The organism is Thalassoroseus sp., from assembly GCF_984380535.1.
Map to the genome: position 1 here is coordinate 251893 of NZ_CFHRBF010000012.1, position 25543 is coordinate 277435.

Genomic DNA, 25543 nt, shown 5'->3' on the forward strand with positions numbered 1-25543 from the left:
GTCGTAGCCATCTCGGTTGCGGCATGAGCATGAAGCCTGTTCAATGGGGAGAAACTTACGCCAGTTTCTTCCCATTTCTGATATGTGAGCGTTCCGTGATGAACCGACAAATCGTATGCACAACTTTGATCGCAGTGTTTTGCTTGTCTGCGACTCGGCCATTATTAGCCGACGACACGCGTGTGGAAGTCACCGCGAAGAAGCCACCGTCGACCACTTTGAACGGTTTGCCTTTGGTTTACCACACCGATTTTGAGGAGAACGCCGATCATTGGCATCCGACAGACCCGGAAGCTTGGAAGTTACAAGAACTCGATAACCGAGCGGTTTTCGCTTTGACCAAGAAAGTCAGCGACTACAAACCCAAAGTTCGCTCACCTTTCAATCAGGCCATTTTGCAGTCGGTCACCGTGACCGATTTTGTGCTGGATGTGCAACTCAAGTCCACGGAACCCGACTACAATCACCGAAGTCTCTGTCTATTCTTTGGACATCAAGATCCCTCGCACTTTTACTACGTGCACTTCGGCAAGAAGACCGACGACCACGCCAATCAAATCTTTATCGTCAATGATGCACCACGAACCAAGATCTCGACGAAGACAACACCCGGTACGAATTGGGACGATGAATGGCATCACGCGCGAATTGTCCGGGATGTCGAGAGTGGTTCGATCAAGGTTTACTTCGACGACATGGAAGAACCCGTCATGACAGCCACCGACAAAACCTTCAAGCACGGAAAAGTCGGTATCGGGTCCTTTGACGATCGTGGTGTTTACAGTCGTGTGACACTCTATGGCAAAAAGAAAGATTAAGCCGAATCTCATGCCCATTCGTCTGACCGAATGGGCATGAGTTCGAATTTTGGCTTCGTTCGCTACGGCTTGATGACCACTTTGACGCAGCCGTCTTGTTTGTCACGAAACGTTTGATAGGCTTCCGGTGCCTCGTCGATCGGAATGGTATGCGTGATGACAAAGGACGGATCAATCTCACCGTCGACGATTTTCTCGAGTAGCGGTTCGAGATATCGCGGCACATGCGTTTGTCCCATGCGGAACGTGAGACCTTTGTTCATTGCCGGCCCGATCGGAATGTTGTCGGCCTGCCCGACATATACGCCGGGAATCGAAACAGTCCCGCCTTTGCGACAACAAAGAATCGCTTCACGCAAGGCTTGAGGGCGATCGGTTTCCATGCCGACCGCGACTTTCACCTTATCGAGGAAGGCACTCAGGTCACCACTGGCATGGGCCTCCGCACCGACGGCATCGATACACCGATCCGGGCCGCGTCCTTTCGTCATTTCGAGTAGACGCTCTTGGACATCTTCTTTGCTGAAGTCGATGGTCTCCGCTTTCCCATGCTGCCTGGCCATTTCGAGACGTTCCGGGACTCGGTCAATGGCAATCACACGACCGGCACCGAGCATCCAGGCACTTTTGATCGCGAATTGAGCGACTGGTCCGCAGCCCCAGACGGCGACCGTGTCACCTGGTTCGATGCCACAATTCTCAGCCGCCATGTAGCCTGTCGGAAAGATATCGGAAAGAAACACGACCTTCTCATCCGGAATGCCAGCCGGAACCTTGATCGGCCCGATATCCGCAAATGGCACCCTCAGATACTCAGCCTGCCCGCCGGAAAATCCACCGAGCATGTGCGAATAGCCAAGCAAACCGGCCGGCGATTGACCCATGTTTTCGCGGGCGATTTCCGCATTCGGGTTGGAGTTGTCACATAAGGAATACAACTGCTGGTCGCAGAAGAAACACGAACCACAACTCAATGTGAATGGCACAACCACCCGATCGCCGATTGCGAACTTCGAAATCGCAGACCCAACTTCGACGACTTCTCCCATCGGTTCATGACCGATGATGTCGCCTTCTTCCATCGTCGGGACGTATCCATCATACAGATGCAGATCAGACCCGCAGATCCCGCTTGCAGTCACCTTGATAATGATGTCGCGCGGGTCTTCGATTCTCGGATCAGGAACGGTATCTACACGGACATCAGATTTTCCGTGCCAGCAGACGGCTTTCATGGTGTTTCTCTCCATGGTGTTGAACGAAATCGGTTCGAGGCACAAAACCTCTACCAGGAATCATTACAACGACACATGGATTGACCATCGGGAACCCTTGCCCATTGAAACGGGGGATTTCCCCAGGTGCTGCCGATATCCCATCAATCAGCGGCGATCACGTTCGAGTTTCTTGAGGTGTTCCGCGTATTGCTTGTCGAGTGTCTCGGAACCGATGCCAATCAACTGGGGCAACGTCGCGGGTGGTTCATACCGTCTCGGGTTGATGTTGTAGAGTTGCGAAAGATGCTCGACGAGGGCATCCCGATAACGCCCCCCATCATAGTGCATAAAGAAGTGCGCAAGCCCAGACGCCTGACTGTAGTTCCAACCAATCTGCGGTTGCGGAATCGATTGAAACTGTTGCATACCCATCGCCGAGAACTCATCGAACGGCACATAGTATTCGTCGACGAAGAACCGATACCGTGCCGCCGCGAAACGAATATAGTTTGGGTCGCCCAAACTCATTTGCCCGTTTTCGTTTCGATAGGACTCCATATAGCAGGCGATTCCTTCGGTGATCCAAAAGTGGGCCTGTTGCCCGACATGTCGCAACGCGGGGAGTGTCTCATACAGGAACTGATGAGTCGCCTCGTGATAGATGACCGAGTCGTCGGCTTCCTCATCATAGTAGAAGTACGCCACTCGATCGCCGTAATGATAAAACCCGGTTGTAATGCCGATTTGTGGTGTCCGAGCGATCAATCGGTCAACGTATTCTTCTCGCGATTTATAATAGTGGACCACAAACGGTTCTCGACTTCGCGGGGCGCGTCCGCCGGAACTTTCGACGAACAACTTCTTGAGTTGATCCGGCGAATAGAAATATCCCACAAACGTTTGCTGAAAGAACTCATAGAACTCTTCCAGCTTCGTCGCGATTTCAACGCCACGTTCGAGACTATGATTGGTTTTAATCAGGAAGTGCTCGGTGCGAATGTCCCAGGCGTGTCGGAAGTCTCGTCGAATTTCCGATTCTTGATCGGCAGACATCCATCGGCGATAGAACCGTTCGCCGTTTTCGTAGCGTTTAACGTCTTCGATCCGCAACCAACCGTAGGTCTCGTGCCACACTCGACGCTCGCGGGCCATTTTCGCAGCGAACGGTGTGACCCAACGATTTTCCAAGCGGACATAGCCTAACAAACGTCGTGCCTGCCGATGGTCGGGGAAGATTTCGGCCGTCTCTCGGACTAATCGGTAGGCAAAACTGGGGAACCCGGCATGCAACGCCGTCCGCGAGAGGCGATACATGTCGTCGCCAAACTTCTCGCGAGTGGTCCAAAGTTCGCGTCGCCAGACCTGCTCCTCTTTCGGAAGGTCACGGGAAATTGCCGGCGATACTTCGCTTGGCAATTTCGAGAACAGTAATTGCGAGGAATCGACAGGCTTCATCAGTCGCTGGATTTCGGCAACTGCGTTCGAAGCATTTCCCGCTTCGGCTTGCGGGAGAATTTTCGATAAAGCCTCCGCAAGTTCGTCTCGCAATCGTTGATGTTGCGAACGAAGACCGTCCAACTTTCGCGACGCCAGCGTATTGTCCGCATGAACCAGGTCGGCGACTGTTCCAAAAGCGAGCAACAGTAACGAGATACGAGCGAATGCAGAATTCATGGATTAATTCCGGGCTTTCGCGGAGTGCGGAGAATCGAAACAGCCCCAGACACTGCAATAATGACGCAAGACCACTGATCCGCTCACACAAATTCGGCTAGGTCTCAGTAAGTGTTGGGCACTGGGAAGTTCGTCGCATCTGATCGATATTCGTGATTTGACGAAATTTCACGTGGGATGCGAACAGGTTCGCCCCTGAAACGAGACAACCCACGTCGCCAAGTCGATTGCGGGATCGCCAACTCTTGACGTGTGTTCGTCCGAGGGACCTATCTATTCTACGTCAAGCCACGGATCGTCGGAACCCCGTTCCGAAGCGGGCGGTTCAGCGTGTTCCCAGAAGTTGTTCTCCGCAGTCGGCCCACCGCCGAGCCACCATCCCCACACAAGATAGTGAAACGCACCGATACCGAAAACAACAGCCACGACATAGAACAGTTTCGGCGTGATCATCAACCCCACGACCAACGGCGCTCCGACGACCGCGAGCAAGACCATCAACGCGAAAGGCGTCCCCGTGCGACTCTTGGCACGTTCTCGCTCACGACGACGGCGAGATTCACTGGGACGACGTGGCGGTCGCGGACGGTCGGGTGAATTCATGCGGATTCCATTGTCTTTTTCAGCTCGCCATGACTGTATTCCAAACTCTTCTTCAGATTTTCGCGGATTCGATCCTCGGTGAGCATCATCCCCACCATGCCCCCCGGCGGTTGAAACTCCACTCGATCCCGCAACTTCACGCCCCCCTCAGTGGGTGTCACGGAGTGCTCGTGCACATATTTTTTGAACAGCCCCTTGGTCTGTTGCTCGACAAACCGCTGATCGGGCTCGAATGCGATGATCTCGTGAGTAAACTCCTGCGTCATGCCAAAGGCTTCCACTTGAAACCGGATTACGCTGCCCAACTCGATAATCTCCGGGGTTTGCAGAAGGGTGATGTTCATTTTGGGCGGCGAGAGTGTGTAGGCTTGGTGTGGTCGAATGATGAATTCGAACAACTTGGACGCTTCACACGCAATGATGGTACTGTATTCAAACTCAGCCATTTGACGGACTCTCGCGACAATGTACGGGCGACTCATGTTGGCAGGACCTGGCCAACGTCGCTGGATCGATTCGGGTTCTCGGTGGTTCTTCAACCAGGTTAATCTGCCTGCAGGCTTCCGATTGGCTCGGGATTCGCCAAGTTCGGTCGCACACCCTCTGAAGGAAGCAAGCTGGTCGTTATATTAAGAACCAACGTCGTCTGATGAAAGCCCTTGTATCGACTCGGGCGTTCCACTTGAGCCTACCAACAATGCAAATTGATGCTTCGATCATCCGTACCGCTTGGTTTCTAGGCGGGCCCACCGCTTGTGGCAAGAGCGCTGTGGCGATTCATTTGGCTCAGCTTATCGGTGCGGAAATCATTGCGTTGGACTCGATGTCGCTGTATCGCGGCATGGATATTGGCACGGCGAAGGCAACTCCCGAGCAACAAGCCGCCGTGCCGCACCACTTGATCGACATTCTCGATCCACACGAAGATTTCAGCCTGGCGGAGTACGTTTCAGCTTCCGATCGGGTTTGTCGTGACATTATGGCACGCGGACGGATCCCGTTGTTCGTCGGGGGAACTGGGTTGTATCTGCGGGGACTGTTGCGAGGCGTGTTTGATGGACCGGCCGCGGATCTGGAGTTCCGACAACGCATCGAAACTCAAGCCGCCTCTGCAGGTTCGGAATGGTTGCATCGTGAGTTGGCTCAAGTCGATCCAGAGTCGGCAGCGAAACTCCATCCGAATGATACCCGTCGAATCGTTCGGGCTCTCGAAGTCCATCACGTGACCGGAAAACCGCTTTCGGCTCAACAACGACAGGCCGCATTACCACCAGAGCAACGACCGCAACACGTCTACTGGTTGGAACCACCGCGTGATTGGTTGCATCAGCGGATCAATCGACGCGTGGAAATGATGATTGCCGAGGGACTGATCGAAGAAGTCCGCAACTTACTTGAACGCACACCACCACTCAGTCAAACGGCGGCACAGGCACTCGGGTACAAAGAGGTGATCGCTCACGTTCAAGGCGAGCAATCACTTGAGGAAACAATTGATCTAATTCAACGTCGGACCCGGCAGTTCGCCAAACGACAACACACCTGGTTTCGCAATCTCGAAGAGTGCACCGCCATCCCGATCACCGGGCAAGAAAGTCCCGAAGAACTTGCTGGCCACATCGCCCGACTAGCTCCGGCTTCGTGACTTTCATCCCGTGCATTATTCGTCGTCGTCGCCGCCACCCGCTTCGCCGGACTGAATTTTCTCCAGCCGTTTTTGCACGTTGCGGTAGTTGTAGTCGATTTCGAGAATGTTGCTGTAATGCTCCTCGGCTTGCTCGAGGTTCCCGGACTCCTCTTCCAAACGGGCAAGAGCATAGCAGGCGTCTTTGAACAAATCGGGGTCATCCTGTTTGTTCAACTTCGGCAGCGCTTTCTCAAATTGCCGTTTCGCCAGGGGCAACTTCTTTTCTTTGATGAAGCAATGCCCCAAGTGAACCAGGGCTTCCGATTCCAACCGTTGATCGGCGACCGATTGCTGGAACAGCTGAATTGCATCGGAATACTTCCCGACCTGTCGATACCGTTTGCCCAAGTCGAATTTGAGCTGCGAGTTCTTCGGGTAGCGTTTGACACGACCGGCGAGCACATCGATTTCGTGTTTCACGAGTTTTCGCAACGTTTTGTCACGGAACGCTTTGACCGCTTCGTCTTCCGGGTTTGCGTTCATATCGTCCGTGGCCTTGTCGAGTCGTTGCCGAAGCAATTCCAACTCGACATCTTCCACCAATTCCGCGACGGTCGGTTCGTCGCTCATTTCCGCCGCTTTGCGAGCGTACTTCAATGCCGATTCGTACCGTTTTTCCTTACGATGCAGTTCCGCCAACCGCACGTAGTTGTCGACATTGTCGGGATTCTTGCGAATCGCCATTTCCAAGTCTTTGATCGGATCGTCACCCGGATTGATGACGTCGGTGTTCTTGGACGACCGATCGCCCCGGGCTTGTTCGTATGCGGTTTTCTCGGTGGCGACGTCGCGAGTTCCTTCCGCCTCCCGATAGCCGCCTTTCTTGGTGGCCTTTTCCACCTGAATTTGCGAGCACTTCGATCGTGCTTCCCCATCGTGCGGGTCGAGTTCGTAAACCTTGCCCCAGAACAGGGCAGCTTCGTCGTAGTTCTCTTTTTCGAGATGCGCATCACCGAGGGCACGCAAATAATCGCGGTTTTCCTTCTCAGCTTTGACCGCCTCACCGAAGGCGAAAATCGCGACGTCCAGGAACTCCCGCTTCGAACAGGCCGTCCCCAACTCGAAGTTCAACGATGGTTCCCAAGGATTGACCTTTAACCCTTCCTCGGCGGCAAGGTCAACCGCATCCCAATCTTCCTTGGAGCGGGCTTTTTTGACTTTGCTTTTGATCCCCATCAACTTCGCGCCGGCCATACGAGCGCCTTTGCCATTGTCGCCGTACTTCTTGTGCTCGGCCCCGCGGAGAACTTGACGGTACATGAGATTGTCGGGAACCAGTTTGACGGCCTGAGCGAACATCTCGATGGCGAAGTCCCAATTCTTCGAATTGAGCGCTTCGGTGCCCTTCCGCCAACAATCTCGCGCCAATTGGCCCGCACGTTCCGGATCGAGCGATGGCATGGGTAACTTCCCTTAAAAACCGACTTGGGTTGAGTAGAGTCGCGTTCCATAAATCGACCAGAGAGACATCGATCGATCGGAAACGGCTTCGTTCTTCAGACTAACAAGCCCATCCACAGAAGACTTGCCCGAAAAAATGAGTTTTTTCCGAAAAAAGTGTAACTACGTGTGATGGAAGTTCAATCTATCACGAACAGACATACGGTGCCAGAACGTTCCCCGAAGCAAATCTGCTAATCCTTTGGGGCAAGACACCCACAATCCGCCGAAAAATCAACAGTTTTTGATGGAACTGGGCATCCGTTTCGGTACGCTAAGGTTGGAGGGCTCTATCAACGAGACCTCAACATTACCACCGAATTTGGTTGTTTGAGTCGCATTTTCCTCTTCCGGAGCGCAACCATGTGGGATTTCTTCAGTGGCCAACAACAATTCTGTGATGGAATCTCGCGACGGGGATTTCTGAAAATCGGTGGACTTGCCCTGGGGGGTCTGACTCTTCCCAAACTGTTGCAAGCCGAAGCGGCAGCCGGTGCGAAGGCGACCGGAAAATCGATTATCAATATCTATCTTTCGGGCGGTCCAACCCACATGGACACGTTCGATTTGAAACCACAGGCCCCGAAAGAATTCCGCGGCGAATTCTCCCCGATTGCGACGAATTCCCCTGGGCTCGACATTTGCGAACTCATGACGGACTTGGCGACTGTCGGCGATAAGTTTTCCGTCATCCGTTCGGTCGACGGTATGAACAACGAGCACAACCCGAAGCAATCTGAATCCGGTTGGCGACAACGCGATCTCGATTCGCTCGGCGGACGTCCGGGGATTAGTGCAGTGATGTCCAAACTGATGGGCCCATCACAGACCACCCCACACGGTACCGCCCCGACCGCCGTTGACCTCACCGGCTGGACAAAGCCAGGCTTTTTGGGACAAGTCAACGATGCTTACCGACCGGACAGCACCGGACGCTCAAATTTGCAACTCAACCGAAGTGTGAGTCTCGATCGTTTGAGTGGTCGTCAATCGTTGCTTGGCGAGTTGGATCGCTTGCGACGGGATGTCGACGGCAGCGGGATGATGGAAGCGATGGACAGTTTTACCGAACGAGCGGTTGGCATCGTCACCTCAGGTAAACTCTATGATGCATTGGACTTAAAGAAAGCCGACCCCCGTGCCATCGATCGCTATGGAATTAACGATCGCAACAATCGACGACGTCGCGACAACGAACGATTCCTAGTTTCACGTCGCCTGATCGACGCTGGCGTGCGATGTGTTTCGTTCTCCTGGGGCGGGTGGGACACTCACGGACAGAACTTCGACCGGATGCGTGAACAACTGCCCGCCTTGAGCCGTGCACTGACCGCTCTGATTGAAGATCTCGACGCTCATGGCCAGCTCGACGATACCCTCATCATGATGTCTGGTGAATTCGGCCGGACACCCCGCATCAACGGCAACGCCGGTCGTGATCACTGGCCGCGAGCAGCGTTCTTCTTCCTCGCTGGCGGTGGTTTGCAACACGGACAAGCGATCGGCTCCACAAACCGGCTGGGTGAGGAACCGCAAGACCGGCCGGTGCATTTGCAACACATTTTCCATACAGTCTACCACTTACTCGGTATCGACACTCACAATACGACCCTCATGGACCCGAACGGCCGTCCACAATACCTGGTCGACAATCGGGAACTCATTCACGAGTTGATCTAGAGCGATCCAGCACCGGGTTATCACCCGTGCGCTTTCGCATTTGTTAGCGTCAACGGGTGTCACTGTCGGCGTCATTATGTGCCACTGCTGGCTTGTCCAGCAGTGCTTCTAGCGACTCCCGGACGGCTGGTCACTCGCACTGCTAGGCAAGCCAGTAGTGCAGGAAATTGCATCGATTTAGCGTCGTGGGTGGCATGCCCACGGTTTTATGTGGGCATGATTGGACATTCAAACATCACTGGCCCATGCCCACCCCAAACGGTGGGCATGCCACCCAAGTGTTAACCGCATTGAATGTAACGTAATATTGTCTTAAATACATCCAGTTTCCTACAGTGGCACACAACTTCGTTCTTTGTGATCGTTTGTGTTCTTTGCAATCTCACAAATGCACAATCGCACATGCGAACTCCACAACAACCACAGAACCCGCCGGCGAACGTCGGTGGGTTTTTCCGTTGGCATCACACATTGACCAGTTTGCCGCATCACGCATAAACTCTCTGAAACGGCCCATCAAAAAAACTCGTCTTAAGCAGTTGTCAAGAAACCTGCGGTGACAACGAATAGTCATTTCAGTTAAACTGCGGGAAGATTGCGGGCTACCGGACCGAATTTTGGGCGGAAAACCCGAGTAGATTGCTACGATCAGGGATTCGATTCTTCAGGCAAAGTCTAGGCCATGTCATTTTTTGATACCGTCAGCGACGTTTTCACCGCCGGAACCGCCAAAGTCGAGCGGGCCATCACCCGCATGTTTGGGTCGTCCAACGAACGTCGAGTCGGAGATATCGGCTATAAACGCGATAAAGACGGCAACGTCGAGATCGTTCCCGGCTCCATTCTCGACCAAGTTAATCAGTTTGAGCCACAATTCCAGAAGCTATCCGACGAGGAACTTCGGCAGTCAGCCGAGAAGTTTCGTGCCCGACTCGCCAAGGGCGAAACGCTCGACGACCTTCTGCCGGAAGTGTTCGCCGCGGTTCGGGAAGCCGGTATTCGCTTCCTGAAAATGCGACACTACGATGTGCAAATCGTCGGGGGTGTGATTCTCCACCGCGGGATGATCGCCGAAATGGTGACTGGGGAAGGGAAAACCCTCGTCGCCACGTTGCCGACGTATCTCAATGCACTCGCGGGGCATGTGCATGTTATTACCGTCAACGATTACCTCGCCCGTCGCGATATGGAGTGGATGGCTCCCCTGTACAACGGTCTGGGAGTGACGGTTGGGGCAATTCAGTCCAACATGAATTCCTCAGAGCGGCAAAAAGCGTACGCCTGCGATATCACCTACGGGACAAACAACGAGTTCGGTTTCGATTATCTCCGCGATAACATGAAACCGACAAAGGCATTGCAAGCGCAAGGCCCACTTGACTTTGCGGTCATCGATGAAATCGACAACATCCTAATCGATGAAGCCCGGACGCCGCTGATTATTTCCGGTCCCGCGCACGATGACATCACTAAGTACTCCAAAGCAGACCGACTTGCACGGGAACTCAAACGCGACGAGCACTTCGAAGTCAAAGAAAAAGAACACAGTTGTCACTTGACCGAAGACGGTGTGCATTACGCCGAACAACTCGCCGCCAAACATGGCTACATCAAAGAAGGTGACAGTTTCTACTCTGCTGGCAACATGGAGTGGCCCCACCTGATCGACAACTCGCTCAAGGCTCATCATCTTTATAAAAAAGATGTGAACTACATGGTGCGAGGGCAGGAAATCATCATCGTCGACGAACATACCGGCCGGGCGATGGAAGGGCGACAGTGGAGCGACGGTCTCCATCAAGCCGTCGAAGCGAAAGAAGGCGTGAAGATCAAAAGCGAGAACCAAACACTCGCGACAATCACGCTGCAGAACTTCTTCAAGCTCTACAAAAAGCTTGGCGGTATGACCGGGACCGCGATGACGGAAGCATCCGAGTTCTGGAAAGTCTACAAGCTTGATGTGGTCAGCATTCCGACGAACCGACCACTCCAACGAATCGAGCATCCCGACGTCATCTTCTGTACGGAAGAAGAAAAGTGGGATGCGGTCATCAACGAGATCAAAGAGGTTCACAAAACTGGTCGCCCGATATTGGTCGGGACAGTGTCGATCGAGAATTCCGAATTGCTCTCTCGAAAACTCGATCGCGCGGGCATCAAGCACAACGTACTTAACGCGAAACATGTCGAGCGAGAAGCGGAAATTGTGGCTCAAGGTGGTCGTTGGGGGGCCGTCACCATCGCGACGAACATGGCCGGTCGGGGGACCGACATTATCCTCGGTGGTAACCCGGAACACATGGCGTGGGATGAGCTCAAACATACCTACGAAAGCCGAATCGATGTGCCGAAAGCGGTCTGGGAGGAAACCAGCAGACGCATCGCCAAAGAAGAAGGCATGGAAGAGGAAGGCAAAAAGGTCGCCGAGGTTGGCGGTCTCCATGTGATTGGTACCGAACGACACGAATCGCGGCGGATCGACTTACAACTTCGCGGTCGATCCGGTCGACAGGGTGATCCCGGTAGTAGCCGGTTCTATCTGTCGCTCGAAGACGACCTGATGCGGATTTTCGCGGGCGACTGGGTCAAGAACGTCCTTCAACGATTGGGGATGGAAAAAGGCGAGTCGATCGAAAACCGCTTCGTCAATAAGCGGATCGAAGGCGCTCAGAAGAAGGTTGAAGAGCGCAACTTCGATATTCGGAAGAACTTACTCGAATACGACGAAGTGATGGATGACCAGCGGAAGCGGGTTTATTCCTACCGCCAACGCATTCTCGATGGCGAAAATTGTCGTGGCTTGATTCTTGACATGGTCGACCAACAGGTCGAGAAATGGGTCCCGGAGTTTCTCGACGATATGTATCGTTGGGAGTCGATCGCCAGTTGGGTCGGACAAGCCTTTGGGATCCTCGTCGAACCGAACGAGGTTCGAGGGATGGATCGCGAACAGCTTGACGACTTCCTTCGTGATCAAGCACAACGACAAAGCGAAGAACTCCTCCAAGACCAAATCGACGAGAACCTTCCCGGCGGCGAGGAGAACGAACGCGAGTGGAATTGGACCGCGTTGTCGAAGTGGGCCAATCGTCATTGGGGATTGAACACGAACGACCGCGAACTCAAGAAAATCGGTCGGGATGACATCTTCCGCTATCTGATGGACCGGGCGAATGAAGTCATCGCCAAACTCGATTTCAGCTTGGCTGATGAGTTTCTCGCCGAAGACTACCCGCGAAAAGCACTGTCCGGGTGGTTGAATCAACAATTCACCGTGCAGATTGACCCGAGTGAATTCGACGGTCTCGAAGTTCATGAAGCAACGACATTGGTCCACGACAGAATTCGTGCCCTCTATCGCGAAAAGGAAGTGACATTCCCTGTTGCGGTCGGGATGACGAACTTTCTGCCGGAGACTCCGCAGCAGACCGGTGGCGAAAAAGTCGCTCGGGAACGACTCGTGCAGTGGGCTTCGGATCGGTTTGAATCCAGCATCGACCCGGAACAACTCCAGGGCAAATCTCGGGCGGATATTGAGAAAATCCTCACCGAACGCAGCCGGGCGTACATGATCGATCCGGAGATCCGTGACGAACTCGAAGCGTTGTTGGACGAAGCCTACGGTTTTGGCGGCAAAGAAGAACGCAACGGTCACCCGATCGATAAAAACGCGTTGCTCAAGCTCTCCAGTTTCGCGGATGACAAACTCGATGTGGATATCGAGCGATCCGAGCTGGAAACTCTGAGCAAAGAAGAAGCCCGCATTCGGTTGTGGGAAGGTATCGAGAAACGGTATCGCCCGGAAATTGCCCAGGCGGAACGTTCGTTGTTGCTCGAGGTGCTTGATCAGTCTTGGAAGGATCACTTGTATTACATGGACCATCTGCGGTCCACAATCGGTCTGGAAAGTTACGCCCAGAAGGACCCCAAGGTCGAGTACAAACGACAAGGCCGCACTGCTTTCGCTGGCGTTTGGGACCGTATTGGTCAGCAAGTCACGCAGGCAATCTTCCGACTCGAGAAGCAAAGCCCCGAGTTTGTCGGTTCATTGTGGACCATCACGGGAACCACGCACGCCGCTGCCCCCCAACCGCAACAACAGGGCGGTCAGCCAACCGAAGAAGGCCCGCTGCCAGGTCAGGAATCACAAGTCGTGGATCCCATCGTGAATCGTGGCGACAAAGTCGGTCGTAACGATCCATGTCCGTGTGGCAGCGGCAAGAAATACAAGAAGTGTCACGGAGCCATGTAGCAGACGAGACGACAGGATTGCGGTCCTCGAATCTCGAATGCTTGTCCCAAAGGAGTACGTGCAACAACGAATTCGCAGCGAGACGAAATAGTCCCTGCGATTTCAATTTTGCACAGGCGGGAAAGGATGCCCGATGGGTTGGTTGCTGAACGGCATCTATTCGGTTTTGGCGATTTGTATCGCTCCTGTGATCTTGTGGAAACGATTTCGCACGGGGAAATACCGCGACGGTTGGAGCCAAAAACTTTGGGGTAGTTTGCCGTCCCGAACATCGACTCGGGAGTGCCTCTGGTTTCACGCGGTGAGCGTTGGCGAAGTCCTGCAGTTGCGGACAGTTCTCCAACAACTACTCACCCGGCATCCCGACGTCGACATTGTAATTTCGACTACAACTTCAACCGGCCATTCCGTCGCGCGGGAACAATTTCCGCAGCATACTGTCTGCTACTTTCCCCTTGATTTCACCTGGTCGGTGCGGCGGGCGATTCGACGAATTCAACCGTCAGCGATCGTGTTAGTCGAACTGGAACTGTGGCCGAACTTTATTCGGACTGCTTCGGCCATGCAGGTTCCGTTGGCGTTGATCAATGGGAGAATCAGCGAGAAGAGTTTCCGGGGTTACAGACGTATCCGTGTTTTAATGCAACGCTTGTTCGCACGTTTCGAATTGCTTGCCGTCCAAGATGACACATACGCCGAACGCCTAATTGCACTGGGTGCACCAGAGGATGTCGTGCATGTGACCGGCTCGGTTAAGTTCGATGGCGTCAAAACGGACCGCAATAATTCGCTAACGCACTCCATCCGAGAATCGCTGGGACTGAAGACCGACGAAATCGTGTTCCTTGCCGGCAGCACACAGTCCCCTGAGGAAGAAGTCGCAATTCGAATTTGGCTTGAACTCCGAGAAACGTTTCCCAATTTGCGATTGGTTTTGGTTCCTCGACATCAGGAACGCTTCGAGGACGTTGCAAACCTAGTCAAAAGATTCGGATTGCCATTGGTCCGTCGGAGTGTTGTTCGCGACGCCCGTACGAGTTCGCTGGCTCAAACCGATGAAACTCCCGTTGTGTTGGTCGATACACTTGGCGAGCTGAATGCTTGCTGGGGGTTCGTGGACCTCGCGTTTGTTGGCGGGACTTTATCCGTCGGACGCGGCGGGCAGAACATGATCGAACCAGCCGGTTACGGAGCGGCGGTTGTCGTCGGTCCAGACACTAAGAATTTTCGCAGCGTTGTCGACCTGCTGATTACGGGAGATGCGATCCGCGTTGCTCAAAATGCCGACGAACTTCAAGCCGTTATTACAGGTTGGTTGCAGAACCCGGCAGAAGCTCGGGAAATGGGTCGGCGTGCACAACAATTAGTCCTCACACAACAAGGTGCCACAACTCGGACTTGTGAGCTCTTACTGCCATTATTGGACGGTCCGAAGAGGTGCGGTCACTCGACAGCAGCGTAAAGGAGAAAAGTCTGCTCATCTTGTGCCAAATCGCCGAGAGGCCTAGAATTTCCTAGGTTTATTCGTAAAGATCGAGCATCGGCGTCGGCACAATCCCTCACAAGTGGTGTGAAGGTCCGTCGTTCCGGGAATTTGAAGGCGGCGGTCCACACCGACAGGTCTTCTTTTCAAACTGATATTGAATTGGCAAAAGAGTAGGAGTTTTGGATGTCCCAGTATGCGTTCACGAGTGAATCGGTCAGCATGGGCCACCCGGACAAGGTTTCGGATCAAATTTCCGACGGTGTTCTCGATGCTCTGTTGGCTGGCGACCCGCAGTCGCGTGTGGCTTGTGAAACCCTTTGCACTACCGATCTCGTCGTGCTTGCCGGTGAGATCCGTTCGAACACGGAAGTCGACTACGAAAAAATCGCTCGGGAAGTCATTCGCGACATCGGATATGTCAAGGAAGACGAGAACGATTCCGACATCGGATTCGATGCCGATACTTGCAAAGTGCAAGTCGCCCTTCACAGCCAAAGTGCGGATATTGCCCAAGGCGTGGATGCCGATGGTGCCGGCGACCAAGGCTTGATGTTCGGTTACGCATGCACGCAGACCGAAGAACTGATGCCGTTGCCGATCGCGTTGTCGCATCGCATTATCAACCGCATCACCGAGCTTCGCAAAGAAAAGAAAGTGGACTGGCTTCGCCCTGATAGCAAAAGCCAAGTCACTGTGAATTACGAAGGGACCAAACCTGTGGCGGTATCGGCTGTGGTGGTTTCCACGCAGCACCGGGAGTCGGTATCTCAGAAAGAGATTCATGAGTTCGTCATCGAGGAAGTCGTGAAGCCCTCGATTCCGGCCAACATGCTTTCCGCAAACGTGAAATACCACATCAATCCGACGGGCAACTTCGTGGTCGGTGGACCGCACGGGGACTGCGGCTTGACCGGACGAAAAATCATTGTCGACACATACGGTGGTTGGGGTCGGCACGGTGGTGGAGCATTCAGCGGCAAAGACTCGACCAAAGTCGACCGATCCGCCGCTTATATGGCACGGTATGTGGCCAAGAATGTTGTCGCCGCCGGATTGGCAACGGAATGTGAAGTTCAACTGGCCTACGCCATCGGTGTGGCCGAACCGGTCAGCGTTCATGTGGAAACCAACGGAACGGGTGTGGTCGGCGACGATCAAATCGCCAAGGTCATCCGTGAAATCTTCCCGTTGACTCCACAGGGAATCATCAATCACCTCCAACTTCGTCGTCCGATCTTCCGAAAAACCGCCGCCGGTGGGCATTTCGGTCGCAGCGACAGCGACTTCAGTTGGGAACACACCGACAAAGCGTCCGATCTTCGCACGGCTGCTGGGTTAGGTGCCGAGGTACCGAAAGTGCAGCCCGCAACCGTGTAGATTTTTTCACCGCGCCCCGGAGAATGATTTCCGGGGCCTTTCAGTCAAGGAATGAGCACGATGCTTGGGATGGCGTCTGTGTTGCCGGAATCTCGGCGGGATTGGGTCCAATTGGCCGCGAACGGCCTTTGGTTCGGACCAGCAGTAATCGTGTGCGTCCTCGCGTGTCGCCGTCTGGCTGGTGCGTTTTCGGAGGGAATGGCCGACGCTGCGATCTGTTTCGTGGCCAGTGGCATCAGCGTTTTGGTGTTATTATCGGTCACGCTCGGTCAACTCACTCGTGACGAGAACCAAGACTCTGACACGTTTTGGCAGTCGACCGCTCTCCATCTCTCTCCGGCAATGATCGTCGGCTGGTTGCTGCTGGTTTCGCCCTCGGTGGCAACGATTGCTTTCTTGACGGTTCAAGCCATTACAGTCGGGGCGGTTGGGTGGGCAGTGACTCGCATTCGTCCTGATGTGCTGGCCGAAATGGTTCGCGAGTTTTCCGCCGACGCCACTTGCAACCCGCTTTCGCTGGAACAGCCGGCTCTCAAAGTCGCCACCGATTTGACCACCCCAGACGAAGACGACGAGCTATTCCATGAAATGACGCGTCGGCATCTGTTCGAAGATGAAACCGGCTGGGATGTGCTCCAAGGCGTGCTAACGGTGGACTTCCAACCGAACCAGCGGAAAGTCGCGTTGCATATTCCGATTTGCCCGCCGATGGACCACTTACCCGAAACGGAATGTGCGGTCCTCGGTGATGAGATGGCCGACGTTGCTGTGAGTTCCGTCCACCCTTACGGTGTTCGCCTGGAAGTGCGTCGCCCTGCCACGGACGGAACAACTCGCGTTCGGCTCGAGTATACAATCGCAGGGGAAATCACTCCCGCAACCAAACACGTTGCGTGAACGGTTCAATCGTCTTGGGATTGGATCTCGATCGTGACACCTTCGAAGTCACCATAATCTGATTGCAACCTGTCTTCCGGAATCGTCAGTTCCATCACGAATCTGTTATTGGGTTGTAGCAGCTGGGTCACGTCGAATCGGATTGCTTCAGATAAAGCGGATTTCAGAACGATCTCCTGCTCGTTCAGTAACAATCGCACTGTTTCGAACGGGATGGGCGAAAGCACAAGGCAAACTTGATCGTCATCGCCTAACCGCGTCGGACAATTAAACCGACGCGAAAGACAAATCACGCCACGCGTGGTTCCCAAAAGATTCTGCCAGCTGTCCGGAACGCTGACTCGTTGTTCCGATTGAGCCTCTTGATCATGGACCACGAGATTCCACGGCCCACGCAGACGAATACGGTGACAACTCATTGAACCCTTGTCTTAGACCGTGCTGCGGTCTTCTATGTCCCAAGCTTGACGAGGCAAAAACCGCCACGCTTCAGAATCGCTGGCTTTGGTACGAGCCGCACCGACATGTAATGAAAAACCGAGGGAAAACCAAGCCAACCGGCCATTTCAAACGCATGATGTTTTCGTCGTCGGCATTTGTGGTGGAATCATTCTCCCTGCTGATTGGTCGGGCGTCGTCAGGCGAAACAGGAAATTGCTTGCCAAAACTCTCTAAATTGACTTTCGTTTCCAACCCGAAGAACCCGTTCGTGTTAATACATTTGATTGCAAGCCGGTTTCAAGAGGATTTTCTCGCTAGTTCTTCTAGGGTAAAGCCGGTATACTCCGAACCGTTGACAGCGTCCGGTTGAATTCTCGTCTGGATTTTCGAGAGTTGGACGCTTCCACTCGGAACACGTAGGGAACACCGATCCGATGGCTACGACTATTAGGCCCCTCAAACGCTTATTGAACCGACCCATCGCCGATTGCCCGTCTCTGTACGGTTCCGCTACGCATGATGAATGGCGTCTTCGTACGTCGTTTATCATCCCAACCCTCTTCGACTGAATCCATCCGCGGAATTGTTCAACCATGCCGCATTCGAGTCCTCATTTCCCGCCAAATCGACTGGATGACCAGTCGGAGGCGGTTAACCATTCGACTGCCACCAAAGTCGCGATTGCGTCCGACTCTACGGTCAATCTGCATAAGAATCGATCGGGTGGTCCGCACATTCGCCCGAATGTCCCGATCGAGAAGCCGAAAAAAGACGGCCGAAAACTGTTTCGCAGCAGTCCGCGAACACAGTCGCTGACGGGAGTTCAAATTGTCGGCACCGGGAGTTATGTGCCCGACAAAGTCGTTACGAACACCGAACTCGAAGAACAATACGGGTTCGAGAAAGGTTGGATCGAGCAACGCAGCGGGATCCTTACGCGTCGCTATGCAGGACCGCATCAGGCGACGAGTCACCTGTGTGTCGAGGCTGCTCAACAGGCGATTCGAACTGCGGGCGTTTCGACGAAAGATATCGACTTGTGTGTGGTCGGCACGTTCACGCCAGATTATCCGTGCCCTTCCACCGCATGTCTCGTGCAGAACGCACTCGGTTTAGATGCCCCTGCATTCGATGTGCAGGCCGCCTGTTCGGGTTTCGTGTACGCCTTGGTGACGGCAGCTCAGTATGTGGCCTCGGGCAATAGCAAACTGGCTTTGGTGTTGGGCGGCGACGTTAATAGTCGCATCGTACAACCCGATGACCAACGCACGGCTCCCTTATTCGGCGATGCCGCGGGTGCCGTCTTGCTGGCAAAGGGTGACGATCACCAAGGGTTAACGTGTTACCAACTTGGAGCCGACGGCAGTGGCGGACCGTTACTGACTGTTCCCGCCGGCGGAACCGCGCGACCGATGACCGTCTCCGACTTGAACGTCGGTGAGCAGTACCTGCAAATGGATGGTCGCAACGTGTTCAAGTGGGCGATTCAAGCTCTCACGGAAACGATTCAGTTGATTCTCGATCGTTGCCAGATGGAAGCCAACGACGTCGACTATTACTTGCTTCATCAAGCCAACGTGCGAATTCTCAATCATGCGACTGATACGCTGGGAATTGCACCAGAGAAGATCGTCAATAACCTCGCCAGTTACGGCAATACCTCGGCGGCATCGATCCCGTTGGCACTCGATGAAGTTTACCAAGCAGGCCGCATCAGCCAAGGCGATTCCCTGCTCATCAGCGGATTCGGAGCCGGTTTGACCTGGGGCACCGCGATGTTCCGCTGGTAATACGTTGCCAAACCGTTCCAGCAACTCCAATGAAAAAGCGGGACTCGCCCAGCGAATCCCGCTTTCTTATTGTCGAAATTTGTCAGCGTTATTGAGCTTCGCGGAACGGGAAGCCTTGGTTCAACGGAATCAATGGGATCGGTGCTGCGGCTCGTTGACTGTCGCTGTAAGGGAAGCCGTAGGCCATCACCATGCCGCTGTTGAGTTCACCAACGTAGAGCACGCCAGTCGACATTTGAATGCGTCCCTGATTCGGCAAGTTGGCTACGCCCGTTGTGACGGCGTATCGGGCAGTCGCTTGGGGATCGAGATTGAAATCCGAAGCAACCGATCGCAGATAAGCCGTTGTGAACTGTCCGGTTCGAGGATCAAGGACGGCTCCCCGCAATTGCCCGGTCAAGAAGTCCAATACGAAAATGCCGTCGAGTGAATCTTTCACACCGGCAAACTGCACGTCTTTCACCGGCACCGTGATCATCGCGAACTTTTCGTCACGGTCGACGGTTGCAGCGTGCATTGGCTCGTGCGGCCACATCCAAGAAATACATAGCCCCAAACCAAGCCCGGCGACAATCCACGGCAAGCGATTTGTATTCGGCTTCGATGTCGTCATCCATCTCTCCTCGATAGGTTTCACAAGGGAAATTCGTGTTCCGTGAGTCTACCACCGAACGAAAAAACTCGCTAGACCGAGCCGTCTTGACATCACTAGAGAAGGGTGGCTTCCAACTCGGGGCGAAAACCTTCGACGGATGGCGTTTCCAGACCAACAACCTTGGCGGCGTCGTCCCAACGACGAAGTTGAACCGCAGCATCAGAGAACGGATTTTGCTTGAAGACAGCAATTTCCTCGGCTGTCATGGGTCCGCCTTGCAAATGCAAACTCTGCACCGATGGCTCACTGAGAAGCTGAAAGTAATCCCGATCGACGCCGCACAAGAAGCGTTTCGCCGGCACATGGAGAGCAACCGGTTGCCAAACGTCTGGAACAAAGTGCTGTTGCAACCAGCGCGCCCCGATGGTCTCGTGCCGATCGTCTATGCCGTTGTCTGGGGCGTCATCGGGCAACGCGTGCAACACATGCCCGATATCATGAAGTAACGCCGCTGCGACAAGTGTCGGCGATGCCCCCGCTTCCCTGGCCAGCATTGCGGTTTGCAACGCATGTTCGCGTTGCGTGACAGCTTCGCGGCCGTACTGCGAGTCTCCCCGTTCATGCCAGAGCCGGAAGATTTGCTGGACAATCATGGCGTCTCACGCTGAATCTTTAATTCATGACGGCGTTTGGATTCATCGCGTTTGAAGATCGGCCCAACTTCGACGCGGCAATGTTCGCCGTCGGCTACGACTTCAGCACAGTCCGGGGAACTGGTTACGCCACTTCTCTCAGACGGATAGAACGCAGTCGCTTTCTTCAGGTCGATCGGGCGACCATTGATTCGGGGCCAACCAAAGGTCACGTTGACTTTGGGAATGTTCGACTTCGGAATTTTGGCCGTCGAATACACTTCCACAAACGCTGAATGCCGTCCCCAGAATGTGAAGTCTTCGCCTTCGAACAACAGACTTCCGACTTCGACCGGCTCACGACCGGCGTGGTCCCGAACCGAACAGGTGAACCAAGTGGCCGGTTTGCCCTTGTGCGAGATGGTCTCCGCTCGAGTGATACTCCACGTGTAGGTGCCCTTCTTCCACACATAGGGTCTGCGGACACTCGCGAACTCGCCTTCGTATCCGGCACTCTCAACGAGACAATCTTTATCGGCAGTTCGCACGTGATCGAGACCGATCGGAGTTTTCTCATCGGCCGACCAGCGGGAAAAGATTGCACCATGCCCTCGGTGGACTCGCGTGTGATCCTCTTTACTGGGCCAACCATTGATGTTGGTTTGAATGCCCCCGTAGAACTTCAATCCATTGATTTGAGCAATCCCACACGGCGAAATGTACAGGTTGTAGGAGTCAGGCACGTCGCGATCGATCGTGATATCCATTTCCAGCGATTGAAATTTGGGAGTGGGACCGGCCAGTTCCCACCAAACGTTAGCCACATGCCAAGGTCGTCGGGGCAGCTTGACGCCCACGTCGGCGGCCATTTCCTCAGGTGACGGCTGAGCACAAGGATCATCCGCCGCCTCGAGAGTTGTCGGAAGGAACAAAAGGGCTATGAGAACAGCTCGTATCAGCACGTTGGACTTCCCAAAACGAGTTATCAAACTAAAGACGGTCGCTCTTCCAATCAGAGCAGCCCCAGTCTAGTCCACCGCGCCAGAAAAGTTGAGTTCCCCACTGGAATATCGTGCCGGTTCCTCGTTCATCGTGACTTCGGTTCAATCTTCCGCCCGGCTGTTATCGCCACACATTTTGACGATTCGCGGATTGAAACGCCCCACGATTTCCACCAGGTCCGCCTGTTGCTGCATGACCGTGTTGATGTCTTTGTAGACGCCGGGAACTTCGTCTGCACCGGCTGAGAGGATGTGAATCCCCTTCTTCTCCAAGTCGTTGCGGACGGCACCGAAGGTGAATTTGGCCTTGGCTTTTTTGCGACTCATCTGTCGACCGGCCCCGTGCGAAGCCGAACGCAAGCTAGCTGCGTGTCCGGTTCCGCGAACCACAAATGCGGGGTCGGCCATCGAGCCAGGAATAACTCCGAGTTCGCCTTTTGAAGCCGGTGTCGCCCCTTTGCGGTGCACAATCACCTCTTTCCCGTCGTGAATTTCTTTCCAAGCGAAATTGTGGTGATTCTCCACACCACTAATGATTTCCACCCCAAGCAGCTTCGAAACCAGCCGATGAATGACGTCGTGATTGGCGGCCGCGTAATCGCCCATCAAATTCATCGCGTTCCAGTAGTCTTGTCCCTCTTGCGAGCCGAGGTCCAACCACGCGAGGCGGCCGAGATGATTGTACTTCCGGGGCAACCGCGATTGCGCGATTGCAGAATACGTCGAACAGACCGATGCCCCAGTTCCCCGACTGCCGCTATGCGTCATTAACGCCACATACTCACCGGCATCGAGGTCCAGTTCGTCATCGCGAGCGGGCAGCGTGAAGATGCCAAACTCGGCAAAGTGATTCCCACTACCGGATGTGCCGAGTTGTTTCCACGCCTTGTCCTTGTTCTCGCGGGTCACGCGCGTGATCGACCAGTCCGCGTCCATGACGGCGTGATCTTGTGGTCGTTGATGTTTTGCACCGATGCCAAATCGCGTGCCTTTTTCCAATGCGGTTCGGTAATCCTCGAATTTGCTTTTCAATGTCTCAGTCGGGATATCCAGAATCGACAACTTCATCCGGCACGCGATATCGACGCCCACCGCATACGGAATCACCGTGTTCTCAGTCGCCAACACCCCACCGATCGGCAAACCGTAACCGACGTGAGCATCCGGCATCAACGCCGCCCCAACGGCACTGGGCACCGAACACGCTTGGTGCATCTGTGTGTGAGCGGCCTGATCAATATCTTCGCCCCACGTTTGATAGTCAATCGGTTCGGCGGGTTCGAATTCTCGATCCTCGATAATCGCGGACGCCAACGCACCAAAGTGAGGGTGATCGGTGTGCTGCTCTGGTGCTGCAACGATTTCACGCAGGAGTTTCTTGACGTTCAGCGATTTCAACTCGCCGGCTTTTGCCGCTGATTGAATTGCGGTCAGCGCTGCCGCAACACAATCGTCAGGGACTCCAAGTTTCCGAATTTGGTTGTTGTTCATAACAGCCAGACATCAATTTCCGCGACAGGTTCGGCATGCGAGAGTGATTAATACTCCCGTTGAATTTGTTTCTCGTCGTAAAGGACAAACCCAGCTTTCTGGTACATCGGCAACGCAGCGGGATGATCGAAGGTGCAAGTATGCAACCAAAATCGCTGGACCGATGGATTCCAAACGTGATCGATGACCCACTTCAAAAACCACGGACCAATCCCGCGGCCATGCCAATTCGGGATTAAGCCGAACTGCACGAGTTCGACATTCCCCAGGTCGTGTCGACTCAGTTCCGCGAACCCGATCGGTGTGCCATCGAGATGCAAAACCTGAATCTCGTCGAGTGGGTCTTGAATGATCTTCGCAAGTTCCTCATCGGAAAGTTTGCGACGACTCAACCAGCGATAGTCTTCACCGACAGCATCATACAGGAATCGATAATACGCCACCGACGGAGACTTGGCATGAATCACGCTGAGTCCATCGCATGGTGGTTCCAATTGAATCTGCGGGCGAGCTAACATTTCAAGGTAATAGACCGTGACATTGTGTAACGTCGGCGTGTCTGGTTCGGTCATTGGGGTCGTTATTTCGATAATTGATGAGGGTCTAAGTATTCTGGAATTGTTACCATTGCTTTTCTCTCGGCAACTGATGTCTCGGCAATCGATGTTTTGGCCCCCAACAATCGACAACTCCCGTCGACAATCCCCAGATGCATACCTTGATCGTGTGGGAAATTGAATTCCTCGGTGACCCCAGTGAGATAGCTGCCGTCGATATCTTGGGGGGACATCCAATGCACGGCGTCGTCGATCGCAACTTCCAGCACCATGCCTGTGTCGCCAAAGCGGTCGCCGAATTCGTCGATCGTCCGCCCGCGTGTCGGGTGAAACGCATGGTGCTGGCCTGCAATCCCCAGATACGTCGTATGAAACGCAGGAAGTTCCTCTTCGTGCGATGGACAGCGGTAGTACCGGACATCCAAGTTCGGTGCAACGGAGTTGGCGGGATCATTCCAAGGCTTCGAAAGGTCCAAAGATTCGTAGAGATTGCCTTGTTCAAAGAAGGGCAGAATCAATGTTCGCCAACTGTGTAATGGTTTGCCATATTCGTCGGTGGTGTACGCCGGCGGAAAGACGCCGTGGATGTCCAAATAATTGTGTAGTGCAACCGAGTGATGCTTGAAGTAGCCCCGACATTGCGTTCGTCGAGCCGCTTCACGGGCATCGGAAACCGCGGGAATCAGTAACGCGAACACGATACCAATGATCGCCAGCACGACAATCAATTCCAAAATCGTGAAGCCATGTAAAGTTGAAACCGAACGTGGTCGCCGTGCGAGGAATTGAAAGCGTCTCATCCGTTTTCTCCACCACTGATTCAGTAGTCTTCAACCTTGTCACCGGCAGCGATCGTCGCCAGTGCTTGGCGAATCTCGGGCGACAAATTCAGACTGATAAACCGCACGGCCCCGTCCGCCATTAGCGTTTCCACGCCGCCTGAGTGTACGGTCTCGGTTTCTTCATTCAGGCTTACGAAGGCGATCCCATCGATGTCTTGCGGAGACCGCCAAGGCACCGTGGTATTGACGTCTAATTCGGTAACCATCACAGTCGTGCTGGTACCATCAGTGATCTCAGAGAACTCACGAATCCGTCCGGGATGGAAGACATGAGAATTGCCAACGAGTCCCAAATAACCAGTGAATGCGGGCGATAGATTCGTCGAAGGACACTGAAAGAAACCAACGTCGAAATTCGGTGTTAGTTTATTGTCAGGATCGTTCCAGGGTTTCGAGAAATCGGTCGTATCATACAACGTTTGATTCTCAAGTTGCGGCAGAAGTAAGGTTCGCCAACTGTGTAGCCGCTGGCCCTCGTCATTGGTCGTGTAAGCCGCTGGCAAACCTTGATGAGTCTCATGATAATTGTGGAGTGCAAGTCCCAATTGCTTGAGATGGTTCCGGCATTGTGTTCGCCGAGCCGCCTCCCGAGACCGTCGAGTCGCAGGCAATAACAAGGCAATCAGGATCAAGAGGATCGCAATGACCACCAAGAGTTCTAGCAATGTAAATCCGGCCCGACGTGACTTGAATTGAGAACTGTACATCCGAGAACTCCACACAAAGAAACGACGGACTTCGCCTTCCTGTCCTCCTACTATAACAACTCTCGCAATATTCTGATCATGTGGTATCTCGCCGAATGAAAAAAGTTGGGGCGCGAAGTTTTCGACAACGAGACCCTCGCTGGAATGGCCACACGAGAAAAACTAGAGAGTTTGTACGGATTATGCCGATTTCTGGGGTACGGGCGATTCGAGTTGGCTGACAATCCGCCATTGATCTCGCGGAAAGAATTCAATGGTGTCCCTGCGACCGCAAATCGGCGTTCTCATCGGCTGGGCGATCGTCTGGGTCTCGATCCTGCTTGGCCCTGCCATTGGGTTTGCAGAAGATACAGAAC

General features: G+C 54.0%; 21 protein-coding genes. 8 read left to right on the forward strand and 13 right to left on the reverse strand.

Annotated elements, in window-relative coordinates; all coding sequences use genetic code 11:
* Nucleotides 1-29: 29 nt before the first annotated feature.
* Nucleotides 30-818 carry a hypothetical protein gene (locus AC5DDB_RS18025; RefSeq protein ID WP_491741139.1) on the forward strand — a complete coding sequence of 263 codons (789 nt, stop codon included), beginning with the start codon at nt 30-32 and terminating at the stop codon, nt 816-818.
* Nucleotides 819-880: 62 nt separating this feature from the next.
* On the opposite strand, the gene AC5DDB_RS18030 is transcribed toward AC5DDB_RS18025, so the two are convergent.
* The 4 genes from AC5DDB_RS18030 to AC5DDB_RS18045 all read right to left on the reverse strand — a co-directional run bounded on the left by AC5DDB_RS18030 (nt 881) and on the right by AC5DDB_RS18045 (nt 4758).
* The gene (locus AC5DDB_RS18030; protein ID WP_491741140.1) at nt 881-2053 is read right to left on the reverse strand and encodes a zinc-dependent alcohol dehydrogenase; all 1173 of its coding nucleotides are present in this window, start codon (nt 2051-2053) and stop codon (nt 881-883) included.
* A gap of 147 nt (nt 2054-2200) precedes the next feature.
* Nucleotides 2201-3709, reverse strand: a complete 1509-nt coding sequence (locus AC5DDB_RS18035; protein WP_491741141.1) for a hypothetical protein — start codon at nt 3707-3709, stop codon at nt 2201-2203.
* Between the two features lie 273 nt (nt 3710-3982).
* Nucleotides 3983-4312: a hypothetical protein gene (locus AC5DDB_RS18040; RefSeq protein WP_491741142.1), complete on the reverse strand. Its 330-nt coding sequence runs from the start codon at nt 4310-4312 to the stop codon at nt 3983-3985.
* Nucleotides 4309-4758: an SRPBCC family protein gene (locus AC5DDB_RS18045; protein ID WP_491741143.1), complete on the reverse strand. Its 450-nt coding sequence runs from the start codon at nt 4756-4758 to the stop codon at nt 4309-4311. The genes AC5DDB_RS18040 and AC5DDB_RS18045 overlap by 4 nt, the downstream gene beginning before the upstream one ends.
* Before the next feature lie 251 nt (nt 4759-5009).
* On the opposite strand from AC5DDB_RS18045, the gene miaA reads away from it, so the two are divergent.
* A complete protein-coding gene (miaA, locus tag AC5DDB_RS18050; protein ID WP_491741144.1) occupies nt 5010-5957 on the forward strand; it encodes a tRNA (adenosine(37)-N6)-dimethylallyltransferase MiaA in 948 nt (315 codons plus the stop codon).
* A gap of 15 nt (nt 5958-5972) precedes the next feature.
* Here the strand turns inward: miaA and AC5DDB_RS18055 are convergent, their stop codons facing one another.
* Nucleotides 5973-7400 (reverse strand): tetratricopeptide repeat protein, encoded by a 1428-nt coding sequence (locus AC5DDB_RS18055; protein WP_491741145.1) that lies wholly within the window; start codon nt 7398-7400, stop codon nt 5973-5975.
* A gap of 402 nt (nt 7401-7802) precedes the next feature.
* On the opposite strand from AC5DDB_RS18055, the gene AC5DDB_RS18060 reads away from it, so the two are divergent.
* The 5 genes from AC5DDB_RS18060 (at nt 7803) to AC5DDB_RS18080 (ending at nt 17131) form a co-directional block, all read left to right on the forward strand.
* Nucleotides 7803-9119 (forward strand): DUF1501 domain-containing protein, encoded by a 1317-nt coding sequence (locus tag AC5DDB_RS18060; protein ID WP_491741146.1) that lies wholly within the window; start codon nt 7803-7805, stop codon nt 9117-9119.
* A 682-nt stretch (nt 9120-9801) separates the two neighbouring features.
* Complete coding sequence (secA, locus tag AC5DDB_RS18065; RefSeq protein ID WP_491741147.1) at nt 9802-13371, forward strand: preprotein translocase subunit SecA; 3570 nt, start codon at nt 9802-9804, stop codon at nt 13369-13371.
* 133 nt (nt 13372-13504) lie between these two features.
* Nucleotides 13505-14833 carry a 3-deoxy-D-manno-octulosonic acid transferase gene (locus tag AC5DDB_RS18070; protein WP_491741148.1) on the forward strand — a complete coding sequence of 443 codons (1329 nt, stop codon included), beginning with the start codon at nt 13505-13507 and terminating at the stop codon, nt 14831-14833.
* Nucleotides 14834-15040: 207 nt separating this feature from the next.
* Entirely contained in the window at nt 15041-16234 is a 1194-nt protein-coding gene (gene metK / locus AC5DDB_RS18075; RefSeq protein ID WP_491741149.1) for a methionine adenosyltransferase, read from the forward strand.
* Between the two features lie 60 nt (nt 16235-16294).
* Nucleotides 16295-17131, forward strand: coding sequence for a hypothetical protein (locus AC5DDB_RS18080; protein ID WP_491741150.1), 837 nt, complete (start codon nt 16295-16297; stop codon nt 17129-17131).
* Between the two features lie 5 nt (nt 17132-17136).
* Here AC5DDB_RS18080 and AC5DDB_RS18085 read toward each other — a convergent pair whose 3' ends face one another.
* Nucleotides 17137-17550 carry a hypothetical protein gene (locus tag AC5DDB_RS18085; RefSeq protein ID WP_491741151.1) on the reverse strand — a complete coding sequence of 138 codons (414 nt, stop codon included), beginning with the start codon at nt 17548-17550 and terminating at the stop codon, nt 17137-17139.
* Between the two features lie 615 nt (nt 17551-18165).
* Here AC5DDB_RS18085 and AC5DDB_RS18090 point away from each other — a divergent pair.
* Entirely contained in the window at nt 18166-19362 is a 1197-nt protein-coding gene (locus AC5DDB_RS18090) for a 3-oxoacyl-ACP synthase III family protein (protein ID WP_491741152.1), read from the forward strand.
* Nucleotides 19363-19450: 88 nt separating this feature from the next.
* On the opposite strand, the gene AC5DDB_RS18095 is transcribed toward AC5DDB_RS18090, so the two are convergent.
* From AC5DDB_RS18095 to AC5DDB_RS18125, 7 genes are all read right to left on the reverse strand, one after another.
* On the reverse strand, nt 19451-19975 hold the full coding sequence (locus AC5DDB_RS18095; RefSeq protein WP_491741153.1) for a hypothetical protein: 525 nt from the start codon (nt 19973-19975) through the stop codon (nt 19451-19453).
* A gap of 95 nt (nt 19976-20070) precedes the next feature.
* On the reverse strand, nt 20071-20610 hold the full coding sequence (locus AC5DDB_RS18100) for a phosphonate degradation HD-domain oxygenase (protein ID WP_491741154.1): 540 nt from the start codon (nt 20608-20610) through the stop codon (nt 20071-20073).
* The gene (locus tag AC5DDB_RS18105) at nt 20607-21551 is read right to left on the reverse strand and encodes a DUF3472 domain-containing protein (protein ID WP_491741155.1); all 945 of its coding nucleotides are present in this window, start codon (nt 21549-21551) and stop codon (nt 20607-20609) included. Before AC5DDB_RS18105 ends, AC5DDB_RS18100 begins: the two co-directional genes overlap by 4 nt.
* Nucleotides 21552-21692: 141 nt before the next feature.
* A complete protein-coding gene (locus AC5DDB_RS18110) occupies nt 21693-23081 on the reverse strand; it encodes an RtcB family protein (RefSeq protein ID WP_491741156.1) in 1389 nt (462 codons plus the stop codon).
* Between the two features lie 47 nt (nt 23082-23128).
* The gene (locus tag AC5DDB_RS18115) at nt 23129-23653 is read right to left on the reverse strand and encodes a GNAT family N-acetyltransferase (RefSeq protein WP_491741157.1); all 525 of its coding nucleotides are present in this window, start codon (nt 23651-23653) and stop codon (nt 23129-23131) included.
* 8 nt (nt 23654-23661) lie between these two features.
* Nucleotides 23662-24438, reverse strand: a complete 777-nt coding sequence (locus AC5DDB_RS18120) for a DUF1559 family PulG-like putative transporter (RefSeq protein WP_491741158.1) — start codon at nt 24436-24438, stop codon at nt 23662-23664.
* A gap of 20 nt (nt 24439-24458) precedes the next feature.
* Nucleotides 24459-25187 carry a DUF1559 domain-containing protein gene (locus tag AC5DDB_RS18125; RefSeq protein ID WP_491741159.1) on the reverse strand — a complete coding sequence of 243 codons (729 nt, stop codon included), beginning with the start codon at nt 25185-25187 and terminating at the stop codon, nt 24459-24461.
* Nucleotides 25188-25543 lie beyond the last annotated feature (356 nt).